Annotated in this window: 21 protein-coding genes, 1 pseudogene and 1 riboswitch; of the genes and pseudogenes, 13 read left to right on the top strand and 9 right to left on the bottom strand. The window is 76.0% G+C overall.

All coding sequences use genetic code 11. From position 1 onward, the window contains the following. Window positions 1–313 precede the first annotated feature (313 nt). From AC230_RS08565 to AC230_RS08580, 4 genes are all read left to right on the top strand, one after another. On the top strand, window positions 314–868 hold the full coding sequence (locus AC230_RS08565) for a beta-class carbonic anhydrase (RefSeq protein ID WP_049715469.1): 555 nt from the start codon (window positions 314–316) through the stop codon (window positions 866–868). Window positions 869–999: 131 nt separating this feature from the next. Beyond that, window positions 1,000–1,983 (top strand): AAA family ATPase, encoded by a 984-nt coding sequence (locus AC230_RS08570; RefSeq protein ID WP_049715470.1) that lies wholly within the window; start codon window positions 1,000–1,002, stop codon window positions 1,981–1,983. Further along, window positions 1,980–3,314 (top strand): DUF58 domain-containing protein, encoded by a 1,335-nt coding sequence (locus tag AC230_RS08575; RefSeq protein ID WP_241833137.1) that lies wholly within the window; start codon window positions 1,980–1,982, stop codon window positions 3,312–3,314. The genes AC230_RS08570 and AC230_RS08575 overlap by 4 nt, the downstream gene beginning before the upstream one ends. Then, the gene (locus tag AC230_RS08580) at window positions 3,311–5,593 is read left to right on the top strand and encodes a transglutaminase TgpA family protein (protein ID WP_049715471.1); all 2,283 of its coding nucleotides are present in this window, start codon (window positions 3,311–3,313) and stop codon (window positions 5,591–5,593) included. Before AC230_RS08575 ends, AC230_RS08580 begins: the two co-directional genes overlap by 4 nt. A gap of 100 nt (window positions 5,594–5,693) precedes the next feature. Here the strand turns inward: AC230_RS08580 and AC230_RS08585 are convergent, their stop codons facing one another. Both AC230_RS08585 and AC230_RS08590 read right to left on the bottom strand, forming a co-directional pair. Beyond that, the gene (locus tag AC230_RS08585; RefSeq protein WP_049715472.1) at window positions 5,694–6,089 is read right to left on the bottom strand and encodes a DUF3040 domain-containing protein; all 396 of its coding nucleotides are present in this window, start codon (window positions 6,087–6,089) and stop codon (window positions 5,694–5,696) included. Between the two features lie 234 nt (window positions 6,090–6,323). Next, a complete protein-coding gene (locus tag AC230_RS08590) occupies window positions 6,324–7,085 on the bottom strand; it encodes a methyltransferase (RefSeq protein ID WP_198535475.1) in 762 nt (253 codons plus the stop codon). A 176-nt stretch (window positions 7,086–7,261) separates the two neighbouring features. On the opposite strand from AC230_RS08590, the gene AC230_RS08595 reads away from it, so the two are divergent. The 3 genes from AC230_RS08595 to AC230_RS08605 all read left to right on the top strand — a co-directional run bounded on the left by AC230_RS08595 (window position 7,262) and on the right by AC230_RS08605 (window position 10,187). Continuing rightward, the gene (locus AC230_RS08595; RefSeq protein WP_049715473.1) at window positions 7,262–7,882 is read left to right on the top strand and encodes a TetR/AcrR family transcriptional regulator; all 621 of its coding nucleotides are present in this window, start codon (window positions 7,262–7,264) and stop codon (window positions 7,880–7,882) included. A 212-nt stretch (window positions 7,883–8,094) separates the two neighbouring features. After that, window positions 8,095–8,685 (top strand): DUF4126 domain-containing protein, encoded by a 591-nt coding sequence (locus tag AC230_RS08600; protein WP_049715846.1) that lies wholly within the window; start codon window positions 8,095–8,097, stop codon window positions 8,683–8,685. 11 nt (window positions 8,686–8,696) lie between these two features. Next, on the top strand, window positions 8,697–10,187 hold the full coding sequence (locus AC230_RS08605) for a phytoene desaturase family protein (RefSeq protein ID WP_049715474.1): 1,491 nt from the start codon (window positions 8,697–8,699) through the stop codon (window positions 10,185–10,187). 10 nt (window positions 10,188–10,197) lie between these two features. Here the strand turns inward: AC230_RS08605 and AC230_RS08610 are convergent, their stop codons facing one another. The 5 genes from AC230_RS08610 to AC230_RS08630 form a co-directional block, all read right to left on the bottom strand. Continuing rightward, window positions 10,198–11,043 carry a chromosomal replication initiator protein DnaA gene (locus tag AC230_RS08610; protein WP_049715475.1) on the bottom strand — a complete coding sequence of 282 codons (846 nt, stop codon included), beginning with the start codon at window positions 11,041–11,043 and terminating at the stop codon, window positions 10,198–10,200. A 40-nt stretch (window positions 11,044–11,083) separates the two neighbouring features. Beyond that, the gene (metF, locus tag AC230_RS08615) at window positions 11,084–12,001 is read right to left on the bottom strand and encodes a methylenetetrahydrofolate reductase [NAD(P)H] (RefSeq protein ID WP_049715476.1); all 918 of its coding nucleotides are present in this window, start codon (window positions 11,999–12,001) and stop codon (window positions 11,084–11,086) included. A gap of 121 nt (window positions 12,002–12,122) precedes the next feature. After that, entirely contained in the window at window positions 12,123–12,791 is a 669-nt protein-coding gene (gene thiE / locus AC230_RS08620; protein ID WP_049715477.1) for a thiamine phosphate synthase, read from the bottom strand. Between the two features lie 118 nt (window positions 12,792–12,909). Continuing rightward, the gene (locus AC230_RS08625; protein ID WP_049715478.1) at window positions 12,910–13,275 is read right to left on the bottom strand and encodes an Rv2175c family DNA-binding protein; all 366 of its coding nucleotides are present in this window, start codon (window positions 13,273–13,275) and stop codon (window positions 12,910–12,912) included. Between the two features lie 976 nt (window positions 13,276–14,251). Next, entirely contained in the window at window positions 14,252–15,484 is a 1,233-nt protein-coding gene (locus AC230_RS08630; RefSeq protein ID WP_049715479.1) for an NAD(P)/FAD-dependent oxidoreductase, read from the bottom strand. A 98-nt stretch (window positions 15,485–15,582) separates the two neighbouring features. After that, a riboswitch (TPP riboswitch) is annotated at window positions 15,583–15,695 on the top strand. On the opposite strand from AC230_RS08630, the pseudogene thiO reads away from it, so the two are divergent. From thiO to AC230_RS08645, 5 genes and pseudogenes are all read left to right on the top strand, one after another. Then, window positions 15,693–16,844 (top strand): annotated as a pseudogene (gene thiO / locus AC230_RS08635) (glycine oxidase ThiO); the annotation flags it as partial. It overlaps the preceding riboswitch by 3 nt. Window positions 16,845–16,860: 16 nt before the next feature. Further along, window positions 16,861–17,085: a sulfur carrier protein ThiS gene (gene thiS, locus AC230_RS30880; protein WP_078871123.1), complete on the top strand. Its 225-nt coding sequence runs from the start codon at window positions 16,861–16,863 to the stop codon at window positions 17,083–17,085. Window positions 17,086–17,087: 2 nt separating this feature from the next. Then, entirely contained in the window at window positions 17,088–17,906 is an 819-nt protein-coding gene (locus AC230_RS30885) for a thiazole synthase (protein ID WP_078871124.1), read from the top strand. Between the two features lie 141 nt (window positions 17,907–18,047). Continuing rightward, window positions 18,048–19,994, top strand: a complete 1,947-nt coding sequence (gene pknB, locus AC230_RS08640; protein ID WP_198535476.1) for a Stk1 family PASTA domain-containing Ser/Thr kinase — start codon at window positions 18,048–18,050, stop codon at window positions 19,992–19,994. Next, entirely contained in the window at window positions 19,994–20,845 is an 852-nt protein-coding gene (locus tag AC230_RS08645) for a deoxyribonuclease IV (protein WP_049715480.1), read from the top strand. Before pknB ends, AC230_RS08645 begins: the two co-directional genes overlap by 1 nt. Window positions 20,846–20,888: 43 nt before the next feature. Here the strand turns inward: AC230_RS08645 and AC230_RS08650 are convergent, their stop codons facing one another. Then, window positions 20,889–21,512, bottom strand: coding sequence for a sulfite oxidase-like oxidoreductase (locus AC230_RS08650; RefSeq protein WP_049715481.1), 624 nt, complete (start codon window positions 21,510–21,512; stop codon window positions 20,889–20,891). A 183-nt stretch (window positions 21,513–21,695) separates the two neighbouring features. On the opposite strand from AC230_RS08650, the gene bfr reads away from it, so the two are divergent. Beyond that, window positions 21,696–22,184: a bacterioferritin gene (gene bfr, locus AC230_RS08655; RefSeq protein ID WP_049715482.1), complete on the top strand. Its 489-nt coding sequence runs from the start codon at window positions 21,696–21,698 to the stop codon at window positions 22,182–22,184. Window positions 22,185–22,197: 13 nt separating this feature from the next. Here the strand turns inward: bfr and AC230_RS08660 are convergent, their stop codons facing one another. Then, window positions 22,198–22,440, bottom strand: a complete 243-nt coding sequence (locus tag AC230_RS08660; RefSeq protein ID WP_049715483.1) for a (2Fe-2S)-binding protein — start codon at window positions 22,438–22,440, stop codon at window positions 22,198–22,200. Window positions 22,441–22,602 lie beyond the last annotated feature (162 nt).

Consider the following 22,602-nt stretch of genomic DNA (forward strand, 5'->3'; position numbering starts at 1 on the left):
GAAGGGGAGGCGGCACGCGGGGCGGCCGGAGCGGGAGGAGGCCGAGGGGTACGGGAACGTCGCGCCGTGCGGGTTCTTCGAGTTCGACGGAGCCGAGGGGAGCGTCTCGCCTCCCACTTCGCGCCACTTTAGTCCACTCGTCCCCTCGGTCAATCACTGCGTTCGCCTCGCGTTGCCGCGGCCCGCACCCCTTTCCGTTCGCACAGACATGCGATCGTCACCCCTGTGGCTTACCTCACAGCCGCCCGGGTCGGTGGGGATTGCCCGGCCCTCGGGCGGGCCGTCGGGCCCCCGGCCGACTAACGTCGTGCGTATGTCGATATCCGCGTCCCAGCCCCCCAGCCGGAACCGCGCGTCCGGGAGCGGCCTGCCGACGGTCACCGACCGTCTCGTCGAGGCCAACGCGCGGTACGCCGCCGAGTTCACCGACCCGGGCATGGACGCCCGGCCCGTCCTGAAGGTCGCGGTCGTCGCCTGCATGGACGCCCGTCTTGACCTGCACGCCGCGCTGGGCCTCCAGCTCGGCGACTGCCACACCATCCGCAACGCGGGCGGTGTGGTCACCGACGACATCATCCGTTCGCTGACCATCAGCCAGCGGGCCCTGGGCACCCGCTCCGTGGTGCTCATCCACCACACCGGCTGCGGCCTGCTCGACCTCACCGAGGACTTCCGGCACGACATCGAGGCCGAGGTCGGCCAGCGCCCCGCGTGGGCGGTCGAGGCGTTCAAGGACCTCGACCAGGACGTGCGCCAGTCCATGCAGCGCGTCCGCACCTCGCCGTTCCTTCCGCACACCGACGACGTGCGCGGCTTCGTCTTCGACGTGACCACGGGACGGCTGCGGGAGATCGACCCCAGGCCGTGACGGCACGTCATGCCCCGGCGGTGCCGGCGGACCGCCGGGGCGTGAGAATGCACAGGCTGAGAACGCATGGGCGACGCCCGCTCCCGCACCCGCGCGGGGCGGGGGCCCGTTACGGGCCGAGGAGGGCCGGGGTGACCACCTTTGACGAGCCGACGACGGGGCTCGGCGGGCCGACCGGGACGACGGAGCGGATCCGCGCCTCGGTGGAGAGCGTGATCGAGGGCAAGCCGGAGGTCGTGCGGCTGGCCCTGACCGTGCTGCTCGCCGAGGGCCACCTGCTGATCGAGGACGTCCCCGGCGTGGGCAAGACGATGCTCGCCAAGGCGCTGGCCAAGTCGCTGGACTGCTCGGTGCGGCGCATCCAGTTCACCCCCGACCTGCTGCCCTCGGACGTGACCGGGGTGAGCGTCTTCGACCAGCGGGAGCGGGAGTTCGAGTTCAAGCCGGGCGCGATCTTCGCGCAGATCGTCATCGGCGACGAGATCAACCGCGCCTCCCCCAAGACCCAGTCGGCGCTGCTGGAGTCGATGGAGGAGCGCCAGGTCACCGTCGACGGCCGGACCTATCCGCTGCCCTCCCCCTTCATGGTGGTGGCCACCCAGAACCCGGTGGAGATGGAGGGCACCTACCCGCTCCCCGAGGCCCAGCGCGACCGCTTCATGGCCCGTGTCTCCATGGGCTACCCGAGCCCCGAGGCCGAGCTGCGGATGCTGGACGCGCACGGCGCCCGCTCCCCGCTCGACGACCTCGTCCCGGCCGCGCACGCGCACGACGTCGTGGAACTCGTCGCGGCCGTCCGCGAGGTGCACGTGGCCGAGGCCGTGCGGCGGTACGCGGTCGACGTCGTCTCCGCCACCCGCGGCCACCCCGAGCTGGGGCTCGGCGCCTCGCCCCGGGCCACCCTGCACCTGCTGCGCGCGGCCCGGGCGGCCGCGGCCCTCGCGGGCCGGGAGTACGCGCTCCCCGACGACGTCCAGGCGCTCGCCGTCCCCGTCCTCGCGCACCGGCTGCTGCCCACCGCCCAGGCCCGGCTGAACCGGCGCACCGCCGAGCAGATCGTCGGCGACGTCCTGCGCCACACCCCGGTGCCCGAGCTCCGGGCGCGGCGGCCGTGACGGCCGGACCGCGGCCCGACGGGCCCCTGGCCGAGGAGGAGCCGGGAGCCCTGGGCGGACTGCGGGCGGCGTTCGGCGGGCTGACCACGCGCGGGCGGTCGTTCCTCGCGGCCGGGGCCGCGGCCGTCGGCTGCTCCTACGTCCTCGGCCAGGAGGACCTGCTCCGCGTCGGGCTGCTGCTGGCCGCGCTGCCGCTCGCCTGCGTCCTGGTGCTGCACCGCACCCGCCACCGCGTCACCGGCAGCCGCCGGCTGGAGCCGGAGCGGGTCTCCGCCGGGGAGGAGGCCCGGGTGCACCTGGCGGTCGACAGCGCCTCCCGGCTGCCCACCGGTCCGCTGCTGCTCCAGGACCGCGTCCCCTACGAGCTGGGCCCGCGCCCCCGCTTCGTCCTGGCGCGGCTGGAGCCGGGCGCGCGGCGCGCGGTCTCCTACCGGGTCCGCGCCGAGCTGCGCGGCCGCTACGCGCTGGGGCCGCTCCAGCTGCGGGTGACCGACCCGTTCGGCATGTGCCGGATCGACCGGGACTTCGGCGCCCGGCAGACGCTGACCGTGCTGCCGCGCTGCGTGCCGCTGCCCGCGGTGCCGCTGGGCGGCGAGGCGGCCGGCCACGGCGAGGGACGGCACCGCGCCGTCGCCCTGGCCGGCGCGGACGACATCATTCCGCGCGGGTACCGGCACGGCGACGACCTGCGCCGCGTGCACTGGCGGGCCACCGCGCGCCACGGCGAGCTGATGGTGCGCCGCGAGGAGCAGCCGCAGCGCGCGCACGCGACCGTGCTGCTCGACACCCGGGGCGTCGCCTACGCGGGCGCCGGACCGGAGTCGGCCTTCGAGTGGGCCGTCTCGGGGGCCGCCTCGGCCGCCGTGCACCTGCTGGGACGGGGCTTCGCCGTACGGCTGGTGACCGACACCGGAGCCTTCGTCCCCGGCCTCGCCGGCACCGCCCCCGCCGACGCGGCCGCGCCCCTGCTCGACGCCCTCGCCCTCGTCGACCACTCGCCGGCGGACGACCTCTCCGGCGCGCACGCGGCCCTGCGCGACGGGCGCACCGGCCTGCTCGTCGCCTTCCTCGGCGAACTGGACGAGCACCGGGCCGCCTCCACCGCCCGCCTGCGCGCCCGCGGCGCCGCGGCCCTCGCGTTCGTCCTCGACCCGGAGGTCTGGACGGGCGCGGCACCGGCCCCCGACGCCCGCCCGCTGCGCGTGCTGCGCGAGGCGGGCTGGGCGGTGGTCGCGGTGGGGCCGGGCGACGCCCTGCCGGACGCCTGGCGGCTGGCCGGGGCGGGCGGCACGGGCGCGACGGAGGATCCGGCGGCGGAGGGACGGACGTGAGCGGGGCGACGCGGCTGGCGGTCTGTGCCGTCCTGGCGACGGCCGGGGCGGCCACCGCCATGGTGCCGCTGGTCGACGGCGCCTCCTGGCTGGCCGACGCCGTGCTGCTGCTGGCCGTCCAGAGCGCCGTCGGCGCGCTCGCCCGCCGCGCGCCGCTCCCGCGCACCGCGGCGGTGGCCCTCCAGGCGCTGACCGCCCTGCTGCTGCTCACCGTGGTCTTCGTCCGCGACCGCGCGGTCGCCGGACTGCTGCCCGGACCGCGGGCGTTCACCGGGTTCGCCGAGCTGCTGCGGCAGGGCGCCGACGACATCGCGCGCTACGCGATCCCGGCGCCGGCGACCCCGGGCATCGAACTCATGCTGGTGGGCGGCGTCCTGCTGGTCGGGCTGGCCGTGGACGCGCTGGCCGTCACCCTGCGGCACGCCGCGCCCGCCGGGCTGCCGCTGCTGGCGCTCTACTCGATCGGCGCCGGGCTGACCCGGAGCGGCGCCGACTGGCTGTGGTTCCTGGCCGCCGCCGCGGGCTACCTGCTGCTGCTCCTCGCGGAGGGCCGGGACCGGCTCGCCCGCTGGGGCCGCGTCTTCGGCGGCGGGACGGGCGGCGCCGCGTCCGCCGCCCCGGCCCGTACCGGCCGCCGGATCGGCGTCCTCGCCCTGGGCGTCGCCCTGGCCCTGCCGGTCGCGCTGCCCGCCATCGACGGCGGGCTGCTGGCCCCGCGCGACCGGGGCCGGGAGGGACACGGCGAGGGCGGGACGATCTCCGCCGTCAACCCGGTGGTCTCCCTGCGGGACAGCCTCAACCAGCCCGAGAACCGGGAGGTCCTGCGCTACCGCACCTCGCTCGACGCCCCGCGGGACCTGTACCTGCGCATCGTCGCCCTCGACCACTTCGACGGACGGACCTGGCGGCCCTCCGAGCGGCGGATCACCGACGTCCCCGAGCGGCTGCCGGCCCCCGCCGGGCTCTCCCCGGAGGTGGCGACGGACCGCTACACCCTCTCGGTGGCCGCCTCCGACACCTACGCCCAGACCTATCTGCCGCTGCCCTTCCCCGCCGAGTCCGTCCGCGCGGACGGCCGGTGGCGCTACGAACCGGAGGGCCGCTCCCTGGTCGGCGACCACGGGCAGACCACCCGCGGCCTGCGCTACCGGGTCACGGGCCTGCTGCCGCGGCCGACGGCCGCGCAGCTCGCCCGCGCGCCCGAACCGCCCGAGGCGCTGCGCCGCGAGTACACCGAGGTGCCGTCCTCGCTGCCCGAGGTGGTGGCGCGGCGGGCCCGCGAGGTGACGGCCGGGGCCGCCACGGCGTACGAGCGGGCCGTGCGGCTCCAGGACTGGTTCGCGGTGAACGGCGGCTTCCAGTACGACACGGAGGTGCGGTCGGGCGGCGACGACGACGCCGTCGCCTCCTTCCTGGAGGACAAGCGGGGTTTCTGCGTCCACTTCTCCTTCGCCATGGCCGCGATGGCGCGCACGCTCGGCATCCCGGCACGCGTCGCCGTCGGCTTCACCCCCGGCAGCCCGCGGGGCGACGGGACCATGTCGGTGGGCAGCAAGGACGCCCACGCCTGGCCCGAGCTGTACTTCGAGGGGGCCGGCTGGACGCGGTTCGAACCGACGCCGAGCCGGGGGGCGCCGCCGGAGTACACCGTGCGGCGCGATCCGGCCGGGGCCGGGGCCGACGATCCGGCCGCGCCCGTGCCGGACCGCCCGTCCGGTCCCCGCCCGGCGCCCTCCCGGGGCGACGCCCCCGGCCCGGTGCCGGGCGGGCCCGGCTCCGCCGGCCTCCCCGCCGACGGCTCGTCGTCCTCCGGCCCGGGCGCCGTGGTCTGGTCGGCGGCCGCCGGGGCGCTGCTGGTGCTGCTCCTCGCGGCGGCGCCGCTGTGGCGGGTCCGGGTGCGGGCCCGCCGGCTGGGCGGCGGCCGCGGCCCGGCGGACCCGGTGGCGCGGACGCTGGCCGCGTGGCGGGAGCTGACGGATTCGGCGTGGGACCACGGGATCGCGCCGGAGCGGGCGCGGACGCCGCGGGGAACGGTGGAGCGGATCAGCGCGGCCGCGGCGCTGGACTCGTCGGCGGCGGCGGCCGCGGGGCGGGTGGCCACGGCGGTGGAGCGGGCGCTGTACGCGCCGGAACCCCCGGCTTCCGGCGATCTCGCGGGGGATGTCGCCCTGGTGCGGGCGGGGTTGCGCGCCTCCGCCGGGTGGCCCGCGCGGCTGCGGGCGGTCCTCGCGCCACGCTCGGTGGCGGGCGCCGTGCCGTGGCTGCGGCGCCGCCGTTGAGCGGACGCGTCGAGGGGATCCGCCGGACGACGAACGCCGGGCGCCCGCACCCGGAGGGTGCGAACGCCCGGCGTTCTCAGGGGACTCAGCCTGAGGGGACTCAGCGGCCCTGCTCGTCGCGCCGCCGCTGCCACCGCTGCTCGATGCGGTCCATCATCGACCGCCGCTGCCGCACCGGGCCGCGCCGCCCGGCGGCGCCCATCGGCCCCCGCGGAGCACCGCCCCGCGGCGCCTTGCGCCAGCCCGTGACGACGAGCACCGCGCAGCCGAGCATGACGAGGAACCCCACCACGCTGATCCAGATCCACTGGGCGACCATTCCGGCCATGAGGAGCGCGATGCCCACCAGAAAGCCCGCGATCGCCTGGTAGACCCGTCGCCGGGTGTACGTGCGCAGGCCGCTGCCCTCGAGCGCTGTGGCGAACTTGGGATCTTCGGCGTACAGCGCTCGCTCCATCTGCTCGAGCATGCGCTGCTCGTGCTCCGAGAGCGGCACGGAGTCCTCCTACTCGTCGGTCGCGGGGGTGCGACCGGGTGCGACCCTTTCAGGATAGGCAGGGAATCGCCCCCGTGAAACCCGCCCCTCTGCGCCAATCCGCCCACCGGCCCGGGGGCGGCGACGGTGGCGTTCGCAACGTACATTCCCTGCCCGCCGACCCGTCATGCCGGACGGTGCCCCCGATCATACGGCGCGAACGGCCTGATCGGGCGGCCCCTGCGGACCCCGGTCCTAGTCCCGAGCCGCCAGCACGTGCAGCTGTGTGGCCACGGCGTGGAAGGCCGGCAGCGCGGCCGCCGCGGCCTCCAGCTCGACGAGGGCGTCGCGGGCGCCGGGCTGGGCGTCGACGAGGACCCCGGGCACCAGGTCGGCGAAGACCCGGACCCCGTGCACGGCCTTGACGTCCAGGCCCGCCGCGCCGACCAGCTCCGAGAGCTGCTCGGCCGTGAAGCGCCGCGGGACCGGGTCCCCCGCCCCCCAGTGGCCGTCCGGGCCGGTCAGCGCCTGCCGGGCCTCGGCGAAGTGCCCGGCGAGGGCACGGGCGAGCACCGCGCCGCCGAGACCGGCGGCGAGCAGGCTGAGCACACCGGAGGGGCGCAGGGCGGCCGCGATGTTGCGCAGCCCGCCGGCCGGGTCCTCCAGGTACTCCAGGACGCCGTGGCACAGGACGGCGTCGTACTCCTCGCGTCCGACGACCTCGAAGAGGTCCTGGGTGTCGCCCTGGACGCCGCGCACCCGGTCGGCGACGCCGGCCTCGGCGGCCCGGCGCTCCAGCGCGAACAGGGCGTTGGGGCTGGGGTCGACCACGGTCACGCGGTGTCCGAGACGGGCCGCCTCCACGGCGAACTTGCCGCTGCCGCCGCCGGCGTCGAGCACCTCCAGCTCCGTGCCCCGCCGGTCGAGGGCGTCCCGGAGGGCCTCCCAGACCACGGCGGTACGCAGGGACGCGCGGGGACGCGATGGGGTCTCCCCACCCAGGGAAGGCTCGGACACGGCGGGTGGCTCCTCGGCGGCGGTGACGTGACGACGAACGCCGCCCAGCCTAGTGGTCCCCCGCCCGGCCCCCGCCCACGCCCCGCGTCCGGCCCCCGGGGACGGCGCCGGGGGACGGCGCCGGGGCCACCGGCCCCCCGCCCGGCGCCACGCTGCGTACAGGGAGAATCACCCTCATGGACAGCAGCAGTGCGCACCGCAGAGGAAACACCCGGCGGAAGCTCTTCGAGGCGGCGGTCACCCTCATCGCCGAACAGGGCTTCTCCTCCACCACGGTGGACGAGATCGCCGAACGGGCCGGGGTCGCGAAGGGCACCGTCTACTACAACTTCGCGAGCAAGACCGTCCTCTTCGAGGAGCTGCTGCGGGACGGCATCGAGCTGCTGACCGTCGCCCTGCAGCAGGCGGCGGACGAGACGGCCGCGCGCGGCGGGCGGCGGGTGGACGCGCTGGACGCGATGGTCCGCGCCGGGCTGGAGTTCATCGCCCGCCACCCGGCCCTGACGCAGCTGTACGTGGCCGAGCTGTGGCGCACCAACCGGGCCTGGCAGCCGACGCTGACGCAGGTGCGGCGGAAGGCCCTCGCGGTGATCGAGTCCGTGCTGCGGCAGGCCGTCGCGGAGGACGAGGTGAGCACGGAGATCGACGTCCCGCTGACGGCGTCGGCCCTGTTCGGCATGGTGCTGGTGACGGCCCTGGACTGGCAGTCGTTCCAGCCGGAGCGGTCGGTGGACGACGTGCACGCGGCGCTCTCCCGGCTGTTGCAGGGCCGGATCGGAGGCGGCGGCGCCCGCTGAAGGCTGCCGACCCTTGAAGGGCGCCGCCGCCGTCGGGGCGCGGCCCGGCTCCGCCGCCCCGTGCCGGCGGTGCGCGGCCCGCGCCCCGTTCGCGGACCACTCTTCCGTCCGCGCGGCCCGCGCACCGTCCGCCGCGCTACTCATTCCGGCTGAGTACCCGCACCGGTACGCGCGCTGAGTACGTGCGCGCGCCGTTCCGTACGATCGCGTGCGTGTCCGTACTTCCCCTGGTGTTCACGAGCGGCTGGGCGAGCGGGATCAACGCCTACGCCGTGGTCCTGCTGCTCGGCCTGTGCGGCCGGGCCGGTGTCGGCGGGGCGGTGCCCGACGCGCTGCAGCGGCCCGAAGTCCTCGCCGTGGCCGGGCTGTTGTTCCTGTGCGAGACCGTGGCCGACAAGATCCCCTACGTGGACACCGTCTGGGACGCGGTGCACACCCTCGTCCGCCCGGCCTGCGGCGCCGTGGTCGGCGCGCTGCTGGCCGGCCGGGGCGACGGGTCACTGCCGGAGGTCGCGTACGCCGCCCTCGGCGGGACGACGGCGCTGGTGACGCACCTGGTGAAGGCGGGCACGCGCATGGCGGTGAACACCTCGCCGGAGCCGCTGAGCACCATCGTGGTGAGCGTCGTGGAGGACCTGGGCGTCGCGGCGCTGGTCGTCCTCGCGCTGTTCCACCCGGTGGCGGCGGCGTGCGCGGCCGGCGGCCTGCTGGTCCTGGGCGCCGCCACCGTGGTGTTCCTGTGGCGCAAGGTGCGCGCGTTCCTGCGCCGGAGGCGGGAACGGCGCCTGGCGGCGGCCCGATAGAGTCCTGTCACATGGCAAGAATTGCGGTGATCGGCGCCGGCATGGCCGCCATGGCGGCCTCCGCCCGGCTCGCGATCGCGGGCCACAAGGTCACGGTGTACGAACGCGGGACGACCCACGGCGGCGCGCTCGGCCGCTTCGAGCGCGACGGCTTCGCCTTCGACACCGGCCCCCAGCTCCTGCACCTGCCCGCGGTCTACCGCGACCTGTTCGTCAAGACGGGCAAGGAGTCCCTGGAGCAGAGCGTCACGATGTCCCAGGTGGACCCCGCGAGCGCGCACGTCTTCGCCGACGGCACCGCCGTCGCCCTGCCCAACGCCTCGCGGGCGGGCGTCGTCGGGGCCCTCGACGCCGCGGTCGGCCCGGGCGCGGGCGAGCGCTGGAGCGACCTGGTCAACCGGGGCCGGGAGGTCTGGGACGCCACCCGCCGCCCGCTCCTGGAGGAGCCGCTGGCCACCGGGGCGGCCCGGGAGGCGCTGGGCCGCGACCCGTACCCGGCCGTCCGCCGGCGCGGGCTCTTCCGCCGCCCCGCCCCGCCGGCCCTGGCGTCCGTCGCCGCGCGGGAGTTGAAGGACCCCCGGCTCGCCGCCCTGCTGGAGAGCCACGCCCTGGCGTACGGCCTCGACCCGCGCACCGCCCCGGCGAGCGCGACCGTCCTGCCGTACATGGAGCAGACCTTCGGCAGCTGGTACGTGGCGGGCGGCCTGCGGGCCCTCGCCGACGCGCTGCACCGGCGCTGCCTGGCCCGCCGGGTGGAGTTCCGCTTCGGCGCCGAGGTCACCGAGGTCCTGGAGGAGGACGGCCGGGCCGCCGGGGTGCGGCTGGCCGACGGCGGGACGGCCGGGGCGGACGTCGTCGTCGCGGGCGTCCACCCCGGCCGCCTCGCCGTCCCCGCCCCGGGCACGGTCGGCCCCGCCCCCGTCCCGCCGGGCCGCTGCACCGTGCTCCTCGCCCTGCGCGGCGCGCGCCCCGAGGGCACGGCGCACCGCACGGTGGTCCACGCCCCCGACCGCGCCGCGGAGTTGACCGGGATCTTCGCGCCGGAGGCCGCCCCGGCCTATGTGCCGACGGTGACCGTGCTGCGCCCCGACGACCCCGCGGTCCGCCCGGACGCGCAGCACGAGGCGGTCACCCTCACCGCGACCGTCGCCCCCCAGGGCGCGGTCGACTGGCGCGCCCGGGCCGGGGAGTTCGCGGACCGCATGGTGCGCGCCGCCGAGGCGGCCGTGCCGGGCCTGCGCGAACGGCTGCTGTGGCGCGAGGTGTTGACCCCCGCGGACACCGAGGCGGCCACCGGCGCCGAGGGCGGCGGCGTGCCCGCCCCGGTCCTCGCGGGCGCGGGCGGCGCGTACCTGCGCCCCGCCAACACCACCGGAACGTCCGGTTTCTACCGGGTGGGCGGCTTCGCGCACCCGGGCGGCGGGCTCGCCCACGCCGGGATGTCCGGGGCGCTGGTCGCCGGGCTCGTCGTGGAGGGCGCGGACTTCCGCGGCTCCCGGTGAGCGGGCCCGGTCAGTAGCGGTAGCCCTGCTGCTCCCCGTACCCCTGCTGCCGGTGCGGCGGCGGGACGTCGGTGTCGCGCTGCTGCGGCACCCAGACGCCGCCGGGCGGGGTGTCCATGTCGTACTGCCCCGCCCCCGTCGCCCAGGCGTCCGTGCCGTACGGCTGCTGCTGCCCGTAGCCGTAGGGGGCGCCGGCCGGCGGGTGGGTGCCGATGTACGGGTCGGAGTAGGCGGCGTACTGGTCCTGCTGTCCGTAGTCGAACTGATCCCCGTAGGGGGAGGCGGCGGCCGGTTCCTGCACGGGGGCGCCCGCCGGGGTGCCGTAGGCGTCGTACGTCCCGCCGAAGACGGTGGTCTCCTCGGCCGCGAGGACGTCGTCGTGGCCGCCGGGGGCGGCGGGCTGCCGCGGGACGGCGGGCATCATGGCCGTCGCCGCGTTCGGGTCCGGCACGGAGGGCGGACGGGGGGCCGGGGGCGCGTCCCGCTCGTCCCGCGCGGGCTTCCGGTCCGCGGGCTCCGGGGCCGTGGCGCCCCGGTCCGCCCGGCCGCGCCGGCGGCCGGACCGGGCGGGCGCCCCGTCGCCCTCCGCGCGGTCCCCGCGGCCGCGGCGCAGCGCCCAGCCGGCGGAGAAGCCCCGCCGGAAGGACACCGTCACATAGACCTGGCCGACCGCGAACGCGACCGCGCCCACCGCGATGACCACGACGGACGGGACGAGCACGCCCGCCACCACGCCGAGGAAGCCGGCGAGGGCCAGCAGGCGCCAGCGCAGCCTGGCCTTGTACTGGAAGAGCACCTCGCCCAGCAGCCAGAGCCCGACGACGCCGAACGCCAGATAGAGGACCGTCCAGCCCATGAGTCGCCCCTCTCCTCCGGCCGCCGCGCCCGGCCGGCCGTCAGGGCCGCTGGTGCAGCCCCAGGTTCTCGTAGATTTCCAAGGTGGCCGTGGAGTGGTTCAGGGTAATGAAGTGCAACCCGGGAATCTCCTCGGCCATCAACCGGGCACACAGCTCCGTCGCGTACTCGATCCCGATCGAGCGTACAGCCGCCGGATCGTCCTCCACCGCCCGGATCCGCTCCGCGAGCCCGGCGGGGAAGGCCGCGTTGCTGAGCTGTGCGAAGCGTTCGATCTGGCGGACGTTGGTGACGGGCATGATCTCGGGGATGATCGGGGTGTCGCAGCCGGCCGCGGCGACCCGGTCGCGCAGCCGCAGGTAGTCCTCGGCGTGGAAGAACATCTGCGTGATGGCGAAGTCGGCGCCCGCCCGGCACTTGTCCACGAAGTGGCGCACGTCCGTGTCCCAGTCGGTGGAGCGCGGGTGCATCTCCGGGAAGGCGGCGACACCGACGCAGAAGTCGCCCGACTCCTTGATGAGCCGGACCAGTTCGATCGCGTGGTCCACACCCTCCGGGTGGCGCACCCACTCGCCCATGGGGTCGCCGGGCGGGTCGCCGCGCAGGGCGAGCATGTTGCGGATGCCGACGTCGGCGTACTGCCCGATGACGTTGCGGAGTTCGGCCAGGGAGTGGTTGACGGCCGTGAGGTGGGCGACGGGGGTGAGGGTGGTGTCGGTGGCGATGCGCTCGGTCGCGCGGACCGTCCCCTCGCGGGACGAACCACCGGCACCGTAGGTGACGGAGACGAAGGTGGGGGCCACGGCTTCGATGCGCCGGATGGCGTTCCACAGCGTCCGCTCCCCCTTCTCCGTCTTCGGGGCGGCGAACTCGAAGGAATACGAACGCTCGCCGGAGGCGAGCAGGTCACGCACCGTACGGGCGTGATCCGTCCTGGTGGAGGCAGTGCCTAGGGCCATACCGGCCAAGTTAACCCGGCACACGGCGATCTTGGCAGGGGCGGCCGGTGTTCTGTCCGTTTCCTGACCCCTTCCGGCCGCCCGGGAACGGCCGGGGAAGGTCAGGAACGGCCGGGGAAGGTCAGGAAAGGCCAACGGGCGTGCTGCGGGCGCGGATCCGCTCCGCAAGGCGGGCCGCGGCGGCGCCCGGGTCGGCCGCCTCCGTGATGGCCCGGACGACGACGACGCGGCGGGCGCCGGCGTCCAGCACCTCGTCGAGGTTGGTCTCGTCGATGCCGCCGATCGCGAACCAGGGCTTCTCCTGCGGGAGCCGGGCCACGTGCCGCACCAGGGACAGGCCGGGGGCGGGGCGGCCGGGCTTGGTGGGGGTGGGCCAGCAGGGGCCCGTGCAGAAGTAGTCCACGCCGGGCTGGGCGAGGGCGGCGTCGGCCTCGGCCTCGGAGTGGGTGGAGCGGCCGACGAGCACGTCGGCGCCGAGGATCGCGCGGGCGGCGGGGACGGGGAGGTCGCCCTGGCCCAGGTGCAGCACGTCGGCGCCGATGGCGTGCGCGACGTCGGCGCGGTCGTTGACCGCGAGCAGCCGGCCGTGCCGGCGGGCCGCCTCGGCCATCACGGCCAGGTGCTCCAGCTCCTCGCCGGCCTCCATGCCCTTGTCGCGGAGCTGGACGACGTCCACGCCGGCGGCGAGGACCGCGTCCAGGAACTCGGGCAGGTCGCCCTGGCGGCGGCGCGCGTCGGTGCAGAGGTAGAGCCGGGCGTCGGCGAGGCGTTCGCGGGTGGTGGCGGGCATGTTGGTTCTCCCCCTGGTCGGCCGGCCGGGCCGGCGGGCGGTGTACGGGCGTACGGGCGGAGGGTGCCGCCGCCGTCGCCCGCACACCGATCCCTGCACCGATCGGGCCGGCCGTGCGTCAGACGGCGAGCGCCTGGGCGCGGCGCTTCACCTCCGTCCCGCGATTCTCGCGCAGGGCCTGCACGGGGGTGCCGGGCAGGGTCGGGTCCGGGGTGAACAGCCACTCCAGCATTTCCTCGTCGCTGAAGCCGTCGTCCTTCAGGAGCGTCAAGGTCCCGGACAGGCCCTTGACGACCCGGCCCTCGCCGATGAACTCGGCGGGCACCTGGAGTACGCGGTTCTCGCCCCGGCGGACGGCGATGAGCTGGCCCTCCTTGACCAGCTGCCGCACGCGGGTCACCTCGACGCCGAGCTTCTCGGCGATGTCGGGGAGGGTGAGCCAGGCGGGTACGAGAGCATCGATCTTTGCGTCAATCTCGGTCACGGGACAAGCCTGCCATCCTGGACTGACACCCGGTACCCGGGTTGACCCGCCGGAGGGTTCCCCCACTCCCGCCCCAACCCCCTTCCCCAGGGGCTCCGCCCCTCGCGCGGCACGCAACCCGCGCTCCGCGCGGCGGGGCGGGGGCTCCGCCCCCAGCACCCCCTTGCGAGGCTCCGCCCCTGCACCCCGGCCGGGGCTCCGCCCCTTCCTCCCCCGCCAGGGCGGCGCCCGTCGCCGGGCTTCGGGGCTCAACCGCGCTCCGCGCGGCTGTCCTCAATCGCCGGACGGGCTGATTTCAGCCCGTCCGGCGATTGAGGACGAGCGGCGAAGCCGCGACCAGGGGGGCCGGGGGGGCGGAGCCCCCGGTGGGGTGCAGGGGGCGAAGCCCAGCCCGGGGCGCAGGGGGCGGAGCCGGCCAGGGGCGCAGGGGCGGAGCCCCAAGGGCGCAGGGGCGAAGCCCTACAAGGAGCCCCAGCGGACGACCCGGCGGGGCGCAGGGGCGAAGCCCCGCAAAGAGGCCCAGCGGACGACCCGGTGGGGCGCAGAGGCGGAGCCCCGCCCGGGGCGCAGGGGGCGGAGCCGGCCAGGGGCGCAGGGGCGAAGCCCCAAGGGCGCAGGGGCGAAGCCCTGCAAGGAGCCCCAGCGGGCGACCCGGCGGGGCGCAGAGGCGAAGGCCCGCAAGGAGGCCCAGCGGGCGGCCTGATGGGGTGCAGGGGCGAAGCCCCGCCCGGGGTGCAGGGGCGGAGCCCCGCAAAGAGGCCCAGCGGGCGGCCTGATGGGGTGCAGGGGCGAAGCCCCGCCCGGAGTGCAGGGGCGGAGCCCCGCAAGGGGGTGCTGGGGGCGGAGCCCCCGCCCCCGCCGCGGGCGGAGCCCGCGTCCCGCCGCGCGGAGCGCGGTCGGGGGGCGCAGCCCCTGGGAAACGGGGAAAGGGCGGGGCGGGGAGAGGAAATCGCCCTCGGGGCGGGCCCAGGCCCGCTCAGGCGGTCGCCGCCTTCAGCGGCACCCCCGCATCCGCCACCCTCCCCCGGTCCACCACGGCCCCCCGCTCGATCAGCTTCCGCCCCTGGGCGAGATCCCGCGGCCGGCCCACCGCCAGCAGGGCGACCAGCACATCGCCGCGCAGCCAGCACACCGTCCAGGCCGCCCCGGCGGGATCCCCGCGCCAGACGAGTTCGTCGGCGGCCGAGTGGTGGCCCGCGTACTGGACGAAGCGGCCGAACTGTTCGGACCAGAAGTAGGGGACGGGGTCGTAGACGCCCTCCTCCCCGTCGATGCCGACGATGTTCGCGGCCACCGCCCGCGGCCCCTGGAGCGCGTTGTCCCAGTGGTGGACGAGGAGCCGCTCCCCGTACCGCCCGGACGGGAAGGAGGCGCAGTCGCCGACGGCGTAGACGTCCGGCAGGGACGTCCGCAGCCGCTCGTCGGCGGCGACGGAGCCGTCCGGGGCGAGCGAGACGCCGGAGCCGGCGAGCCAGCCGGTCGCCGGCCGCGCGCCGATGCCGACGACGGTCGCGTCGGCGGCGAGCCGCGTCCCGTCGGCGAGCACGACCGCCCCGGGCTCCAGGGCCGCGACCCGCACCCCGGTGAGCAGCCGGGCGCCGGCCTCGGCGTACCAGCCGGCCATGTGCGCGGCCACCTCCGCCGGCAGCGCGCCGGCCAGCGGGCGGTCCGCGGCCTCGACGACCGTCACGGAACAGCCCGCCTCCCGCGCGGCGGTGGCCAGTTCGGCGCCGATCCAGCCGGCCCCGACGGCGACGATCTCGCGCTGCTCGACGAGCAGGGGCCGCAGCCGCTGGGCGTCGTCGAGGGTGCGCAGCAGGTGGACGCCGGGGACGTCCTCGGCGCCGGGCAGCCGGACGGGCTCGGCGCCGGTGGCGACGACGAGCACGTCGTAGTCGACGGGGCCGCGGGAGGTCTCCAGCCGGTGCGCGCCGGCCCGCAGCCCGGTGGCCTCCACGCCGAGTTCGACCTCGACGCCGAGGGAGGCGAAGTCGACCTCGAAGGCGGAGCCCTCGGCCTTGCCGAGCAGCACCGCCTTCGACAACGGCGGCCTGTCGTAGGGGGCGTGGGGCTCGGCGCCCAGCAGCCGGATGCGGCCGGTCCAGCCCTGCTCGCGCAGGGCGACGGCGGTCTGCACCCCGGCCATGCCGGCGCCGACGACGACGGCTCCGGAGGCGGAGCCGCTGCGGGTGTTCGTCCAGTCGCTCACCCGATCACTGTAGGTCCGCCGGCGGACCCGCGGGCCGCCGCCCCGTCCCCCCGCCGCCTTCCGGCCCGTTGCCGGACCGTACTAGGGTGGCCGGTGCACGAAGCACTCGCGGGAGCCCGGACGGACCGGGCTGAGAGGGAGGCTGGACGGCCTCCGACCGTACGAACCTGATCCGGGTCATGCCGGCGAAGGGAGGGGCTGGACGCCCATGCACGCATCTGCCCGAGGCAGTACGTACGACGTCCTGGTGATCGGCGGCGGGGTCATCGGTCTGGTCACGGCCTGGCGGGCGGCCCAGCGGGGCCTGGCCGCCGCGGTCGCCGACCCGGCTCCCGGCGGCGGCGCCGCGCGGGCCGCGGCCGGGATGCTCGCGCCCGTCACCGAACTGCACCACGGCGAACAGGCCCTGCTCGCCCTCAACCTGGCGTCGGCGCGCCGCTATCCGGAGTTCACCGCCGAGCTGGAGGAGGCCAGCGGCCGGGACACCGGCTACCGCGCCTGCGGCACGCTGGCGGTCGCCCTGGACGCCGACGACCGGGCGCACCTGCGCGAGCTGCACCTGCTCCAGCAGCGCTGCGGCCTGGAGACGCGGTGGCTGACGGGGCGCGAGTGCCGCCGCCTGGAGCCGATGCTCGCGCCCGGGGTGCAGGGCGGGCTGCGGGTGGACGGCGACCACCAGACGGACCCCCGGCGGCTGGCCGCGGCCCTGCTGACGGCGTGTGAGCGGGCCGGGGTGGCCTTCCACCGGGCCGGGGCCGTCACGGCCCTGCGCGCCGGGGAGAGGGTGACCGGCGCGGAACTCGCCGACGGCACCCGGGCCGTGGCGGACCAGACCGTACTGGCCGCGGGCAGCTTCAGCGGCCGGCTGGCCGGGCTGCCGGAGGCGGCGCTGCCGCCGGTCCGGCCGGTCAAGGGCCAGGTGCTGCGGCTGCGCGTCCCGGCGGCGTACCGCCCGTTCCTCTCCCGCACCGTCCGGGCGGTCGTGCGCGGCGGGCACGTCTACCTGGTGCCGCGCGAGAACGGCGAACTGGTCGTCGGCGCGACCACCGAGGAGCTCGGCTTCGACACCACCGTGACCGCGGGCGGGGTCTACGAGCTGCTGCGCGACGCGCACGAGCTGGTCCCCGGGATCACCGAGCTGCCGCTCGTCGAGACCACGGCCGGGCTGCGCCCCGGCTCGCCGGACAACGCGCCGCTGCTCGGCCCGACCGCCGTCCCCGGCCTGCACGCCGCCACCGGGCACCACCGCAACGGCGTCCTGCTGACGCCGCTGACCGGGGACGTCATGGCCGAGGTGCTGACCGGCGGCGCGCCGCCCGCGGAGGCCCGTCCCTTCTCCCCCCTGCGTTTCACCCCGTCCCCCAGGAGCAGTCCGCATGACCGGCACCGTGAGCCTCACCCTCTCCGTCTCCGTCAACGGGGAGCGGCGCGCCGTCGCGCGCGGCACCACCCTGGCCGCCCTGGTGGCCTCGCTCACCGACGCGCGCGGCGGGGTGGCCGCCGCCGTCAACGAGAACGTCGTCCCGCGCGGCCGGTGGGACGCCACCGAGCTCGGCGAGGGGGACCGCGTCGAGGTCCTCACCGCGGTGCAGGGGGGCTGACGATGGCCGACGACGTCCTCACCATCGCCGGGACGGCCTTCACCTCCCGGCTGATCATGGGTACGGGCGGGGCGCCCAGCCTGGAGGTCCTGGAGCGCGCCCTGCTGGCCTCCGGTACCGAGCTGACCACGGTGGCGATGCGCCGCCTCGACCCGTCGGTGCGCGGCTCGGTGCTGTCGGTGCTGGAGCGGCACGGGATCCGGGTGCTGCCCAACACGGCGGGCTGCTACACCGCGGGCGAGGCCGTGCTGACCGCCCGGCTGGCGCGGGAGGCGCTCGGCACCGACTGGGTCAAGCTGGAGGTGATCGCCGACGAACGGACGCTGCTGCCGGACCCGATCGAGCTGCTGGACGCGGCCGAGATCCTGGTCGACGACGGCTTCACGGTGCTGCCGTACACCAACGACGACCCGGTGCTGGCCCGCCGCCTGGAGGACGCGGGCTGCGCCGCGATCATGCCGCTGGGCTCGCCCATCGGCTCCGGCCTGGGCATCCGCAACCCGCACAACTTCCAGCTCATCACGGAGCGGGCCGGGGTCCCGGTGATCCTGGACGCGGGCGCCGGCACCGCCTCGGACGCGGCGCTGGCCATGGAGCTGGGCTGCTCGGCGGTGATGCTCGCCTCGGCCGTGACCCGCGCCCAGGAGCCGGTGCTGATGGCGGAGGCGATGCGGCACGCGGTGGAGGCCGGGCGGCTGGCGCACCGGGCGGGCCGGATCCCGCGCCGGCACTTCGCGGAGGCGTCGTCGCCGGTGTCGGGGCTGGCGGCGCTGGACCCGGAGCGCCCGGCGTTCGGTTCGTTCAGCCCGTCCGGCGCCTGAGGACGAACGTCGTTCAGCCCGTCCGGCGCCTGAGGACGAGCGGCCGGGCCGGCGGAGGGGGAGGAGCCCGCGCCGGGGGACGCACCCGTCCGTACGTACGGACGTACGGCGTGTCCGCACGGCCTCGTAGACTCGTTGACCGTGGATACGACCCTGCCGGACCCCCTCGTCGACCGGCTGCTCGACGGCCGCTACCGCATCGAGGCGCGGGTGGCCGCGGGCGGCATGGCCACGGTCTACCGGGCCCTGGACACCCGGCTCGACCGGGTCGTCGCCGTCAAGGTGATGCACCCGGCGCTCGCCGGGGACGCGGTCTTCGTCGAGCGCTTCATCCGCGAGGCCAAGTCCGCGGCCCGGCTCGACCACCCCAACGTGGTGGGCGTCTACGACCAGGGCACGGACGGGGCGTACGTGTACCTCGCGATGGAGTACGTCGCCGGCTGCACCCTGCGGGACGTGCTGCGCGAGCGGGGCGCGCTCCAGCCGCGGGCGGCGCTGGACATCGTGGAGCCCGTGCTGGCCGCGCTGGGCGCCGCCCACCGGGCGGGCCTGGTCCACCGCGACATGAAGCCGGAGAACGTGCTGATCGGCGACGACGGCCGGGTCAAGGTCGCCGACTTCGGCCTGGTCCGGGCGGTGGGCACGCACAGCGCGACCAGCACCGGCTCGATCCTCGGCACCGTCTCCTACCTCGCCCCCGAGCAGATCGAGCACGGCACCGCCGACACCCGCACCGACGTCTACGCCTGCGGCGTCGTCCTCTACGAGATGCTCACCGGCACCAAGCCGCACAGCGGCGCCAGCCCCGCCCAGGTGCTCTACCAGCATCTGCACCGGGACGTGCCGGCGCCCTCCGCCGAGGTCCCGGGCCTGGCGCCCGAGCTGGACGACCTGGTGACGACCGTCACGGCCCGCGACCCGGAGCTGCGTCCCGACGACGCGGTCGGCATGCTGGCCCTGGTCCGGGCGGCCCGCGGGGCGCTGACGGACGGGCAGCTGGACGCGCGCCCGCCGCTGGCCACCGCCGGGTCCGAGGCCCCCGGCTCCGAGGACCGCACCAGCGTCCTGCCCCGGCCGGCCGCCGCGCCCCCGGCGGAGGCCGCGCCGGCCGGGCTCACCGCCCGCCTGGAGCGCCCGCCCGCGCCCCCGGCCGCGCCGGAGCCGCCGGCCCGCTCCCGGTTCGCGGCCGCGCTGCGCGCCCGGCCGCGGCGCGCGGTGCTGGTGGTCGCCGGGGTGCTGCTGGCCCTGCTGGCGGGCACCGGCGTCTGGTACGTCAACTCCGGCCAGTTCACCACCGTCCCCGCCGTGCTGGACCTGACGCAGGCCAAGGCCGAGGAGAAGCTGGACGCGGCCGGGCTCGGGGTGCGGACGAAGCAGGCGTACAGCGACACCGTCGAGCGCGGCCATGTGATGGCCACCGACCCCGGCCCGGGCGAGCGCATCCGCAACACCGGCAAGGTCACGCTGACCGTCTCCCGCGGCCCCGAGCGGGCCGAGGTGCCCAACGTGGTGGGCATGCGGCTCGACGACGCCCGCAAGAAGATCGCCGAGGAGGGGCTGACCGTCGGCGGCGTCGGCTACCAGTTCAGCGACGAGACGCCGCAGGGCGCGGTCCTCGGGACGGACCCGCGGGCGGGCGAGGAGCGCCGCCCCGACACCCCCGTGAACCTCGTCGTCAGCAAGGGCGCCCCGCAGGACGTGCCGGACGTCGGCGGCCTGTCCGTCGCGGACGCGACGGCGGCGCTGCGCGACGCGGGCCTCCAGGTCAGGGTCTCGGACGACCGGGTCTACTCGGCGCGGGAGAAGGGCTCCGTCGCCGGGCAGTCGCCGGCGGCGGGCGCGAAGGCGGCCAAGGGCGACACGGTCACCCTCACCGTGTCGAAGGGCAAGGAGATGATCGCCGTCCCCGACGTCACCGGGATGAGTGAGTCCGCGGCGCGGAAGGCGTTGACGGACGCGGGCTTCCAGGTGCGGGTGGACAAGCCGTTCCTCTTCCCCCGGGACTCCGTGGAGAGCCAGTCGGTGCGGGCCGGTGACCAGGCGGCCAAGGGCGACACGATCACGATCAGGCTGAAGGGTGCCTTCTGATGGTCCGCAACCCCGTGGGCGGGCACGTGCCCGTGGCGGGCGGGCTGGCCCGTACCGGCCTCCCCTACGCCCGGTCGATCGGCGCGGAGGCGGTCCAGGTCTTCGTCGCCAACCCGCGGGGGTGGGCGACGCCCCCGGGATCCCCGGCGCAGGACGAGGAGTTCCGCGCGGCCGGGCTCCCCTCGTACGTCCACGCGCCGTACCTCATCAACTTCGGCTCGCACAACCCCGATACGGTCGACCGGTCGGTCGCGTCACTGCGGCACTCGCTGCGCCGCGGCCGGGCGATCGGCGCCCGGGGCGTCGTCGTCCACACCGGCTCGGCCACGGGCGGGCGGGCGCGCGCGACGGCGCTCGCGCAGGTCCGCGAGCGGCTGCTGCCGCTCCTCGACGAGCTCACGCACGACGACGACCCGCGGCTGCTGCTGGAGCCGACGGCCGGGCAGGGCGCGTCCCTCTGCTCCTGGATCGCCGACCTCGGGCCGTACTTCGACGCGCTGGGGCACCATCCCCGGCTCGGCGTCTGCCTGGACACCTGCCACCTCTTCGCGGCCGGCCACGACCTGGCGGCGCCCGGCGGGATGAAGCTGGCCCTGGACGAGCTGGTCTCGGTGGTCGGCCCCGGGCGCCTCGGCCTCGTCCACGCCAACGACTCCAAGGACGTCGTGGGCGCCCACAAGGACCGCCACGAGAACATCGGCTCCGGCCACATCGGCGCCGGTCCCTTCGCGGGGCTGTTCACCCACCCGGAGACGGCGGGCGTCCCGCTGACGATCGAGACGCCGGGGGGCAGGGAGGGCCACGCCGCGGACGTGGCCCGCCTGAAGTCCCTGCGGGCGGAGGGGCTTTAGCCCCGTCCCTCCCGGCTCCCGGAGGAGGTGAAGCGGCGGGGCTCTACAGCTCCGGGCCGTCGCCCGGCTCCTCCTGGTAGGAGTAGCGCTGCTCCCGCCAGGGATCCCCCACGTTGTGGTAGCCGCGCTCCTCCCAGAAGCCCCGGCGGTCCGCCGTCATGTACTCGACTCCCCGCACCCACTTGGGCCCCTTCCACGCGTAGAGGTGGGGAACCACCAGCCGCACGGGGAACCCGTGCTCCGCGGTGAGGAGTTCACCGTCCTTGTGCGTCGCGAAGACCGAGCGCTCCGAGGCGAAGTCGGACAGCCTCAGGTTGGAGCTGTAGCCGTACTCGGCCCAGACCATGACGTGCGTGACGTCCGGCGCCGGCGGCGCGAGATCGAGGATCGTCCGGGTGGCGACCCCGCCCCATTCCGCGCCCAGGACGCTGTACTTGGTGACGCAGTGCAGATCCGCCACGACGGTCTCGTACGGCAGCGCCGAGAACTCGTCGTGCGTCCAGCAGCGCTTGTCACCGTCGGCGGTCGCGCCGAAGACCCGGAACTCCCAGCGTTCCGGTCGGAACTTCGGCACCGGCCCGTAGTGGGTGACCGGCCAGCCGCGCTGGAGACGCTGCCCCGGAGGCAGCTGGAGATGTTCCCCTTTGCGGCTTTCCGACTGACCCATACCTCCATGGTGTCAGACCTGGCGGAGAGGTGATGACCGGGGGCTCCCCGGCGGTTCCGGGACTTCCCCACCATCCGCCCGCTTCCGGACAACTCCCACTAAGTGTGAACTTACTGGACGGCCTCCGGGGCCGGTGCGAGGATGCGCACCGCACCTCCCACGCCTCAGGAAGGAGCCCGCTCGATGCAGGGCGACCCGGAGATCCTCGAATTCCTCAACGAACAGCTCACGGGCGAGCTGACCGCCATCAACCAGTACTTCCTGCACGCGAAGCTCCAGGAGCACCACGGCTGGACGAAGATCGCGGAGCACACCCGCGCCGAGTCCTTCGACGAGATGCGGCACGCCGAGACCCTCACGGACCGGATCATCTTCCTGGAGGGGCTGCCGAACTACCAGCGGCTCTTCCACCTCCGCATCGGCCAGTCGATCACCGAGATGTTCCAGGCCGACCGGCAGGTGGAGGTGGAGGCGATCGACCGCCTCCGGCGCGGGGTGGAGGTGATGCGCGCCAAGGGCGACATCACCTCGGCGAACATCTTCGAGTCCATCCTCGCGGACGAGGAGGACCACATCGACTACCTCGACACCCAGCTCGAACTGATCGAGAAGCTGGGCGAACCGCTCTACCTGGCCCAGTACATCGAGCAGGAGAACGGCGGGGCCGCGTAGGCGGCGGGAGCGCCTAGGCGGCCCGCGCGGTCACCTCGGCCGCCAGGGCCTCCGGCACGCCCCGGTCCGCGAGCTCCCGGCGCGGGCAGGCGCCCCGGCCGAGCAGGGCCTGGATACGGCGCACACAGCTGCCGCAGTCCGTACCGGCCTTGCAGGCGGAGGCTATCTGGCGCGGGGTGCACCGCCCCTGGTCCGCGTGCTCGCGCACCTGCTGCTCCGTGATGCCGAAGCACGAGCAGACGTACACGCGGTTCACCGCCTCGCCGGTCAGAGATCAATAAGGTAACCCTAACCTTACCTGGCCGGGCGGCTCCCGTACAACGCCGGACGACGCCGAGGGGCGCGGATCACTCGATCCGCGCCCCTCGTCCGTTCGTTCGTCCGTCCATGGCGTGCGCCTGTGCGCCCGCCCCCGGGA

This window comes from Streptomyces caatingaensis, assembly GCF_001187435.1.
GTDB lineage: Bacteria > Actinomycetota > Actinomycetes > Streptomycetales > Streptomycetaceae > Streptomyces > Streptomyces caatingaensis.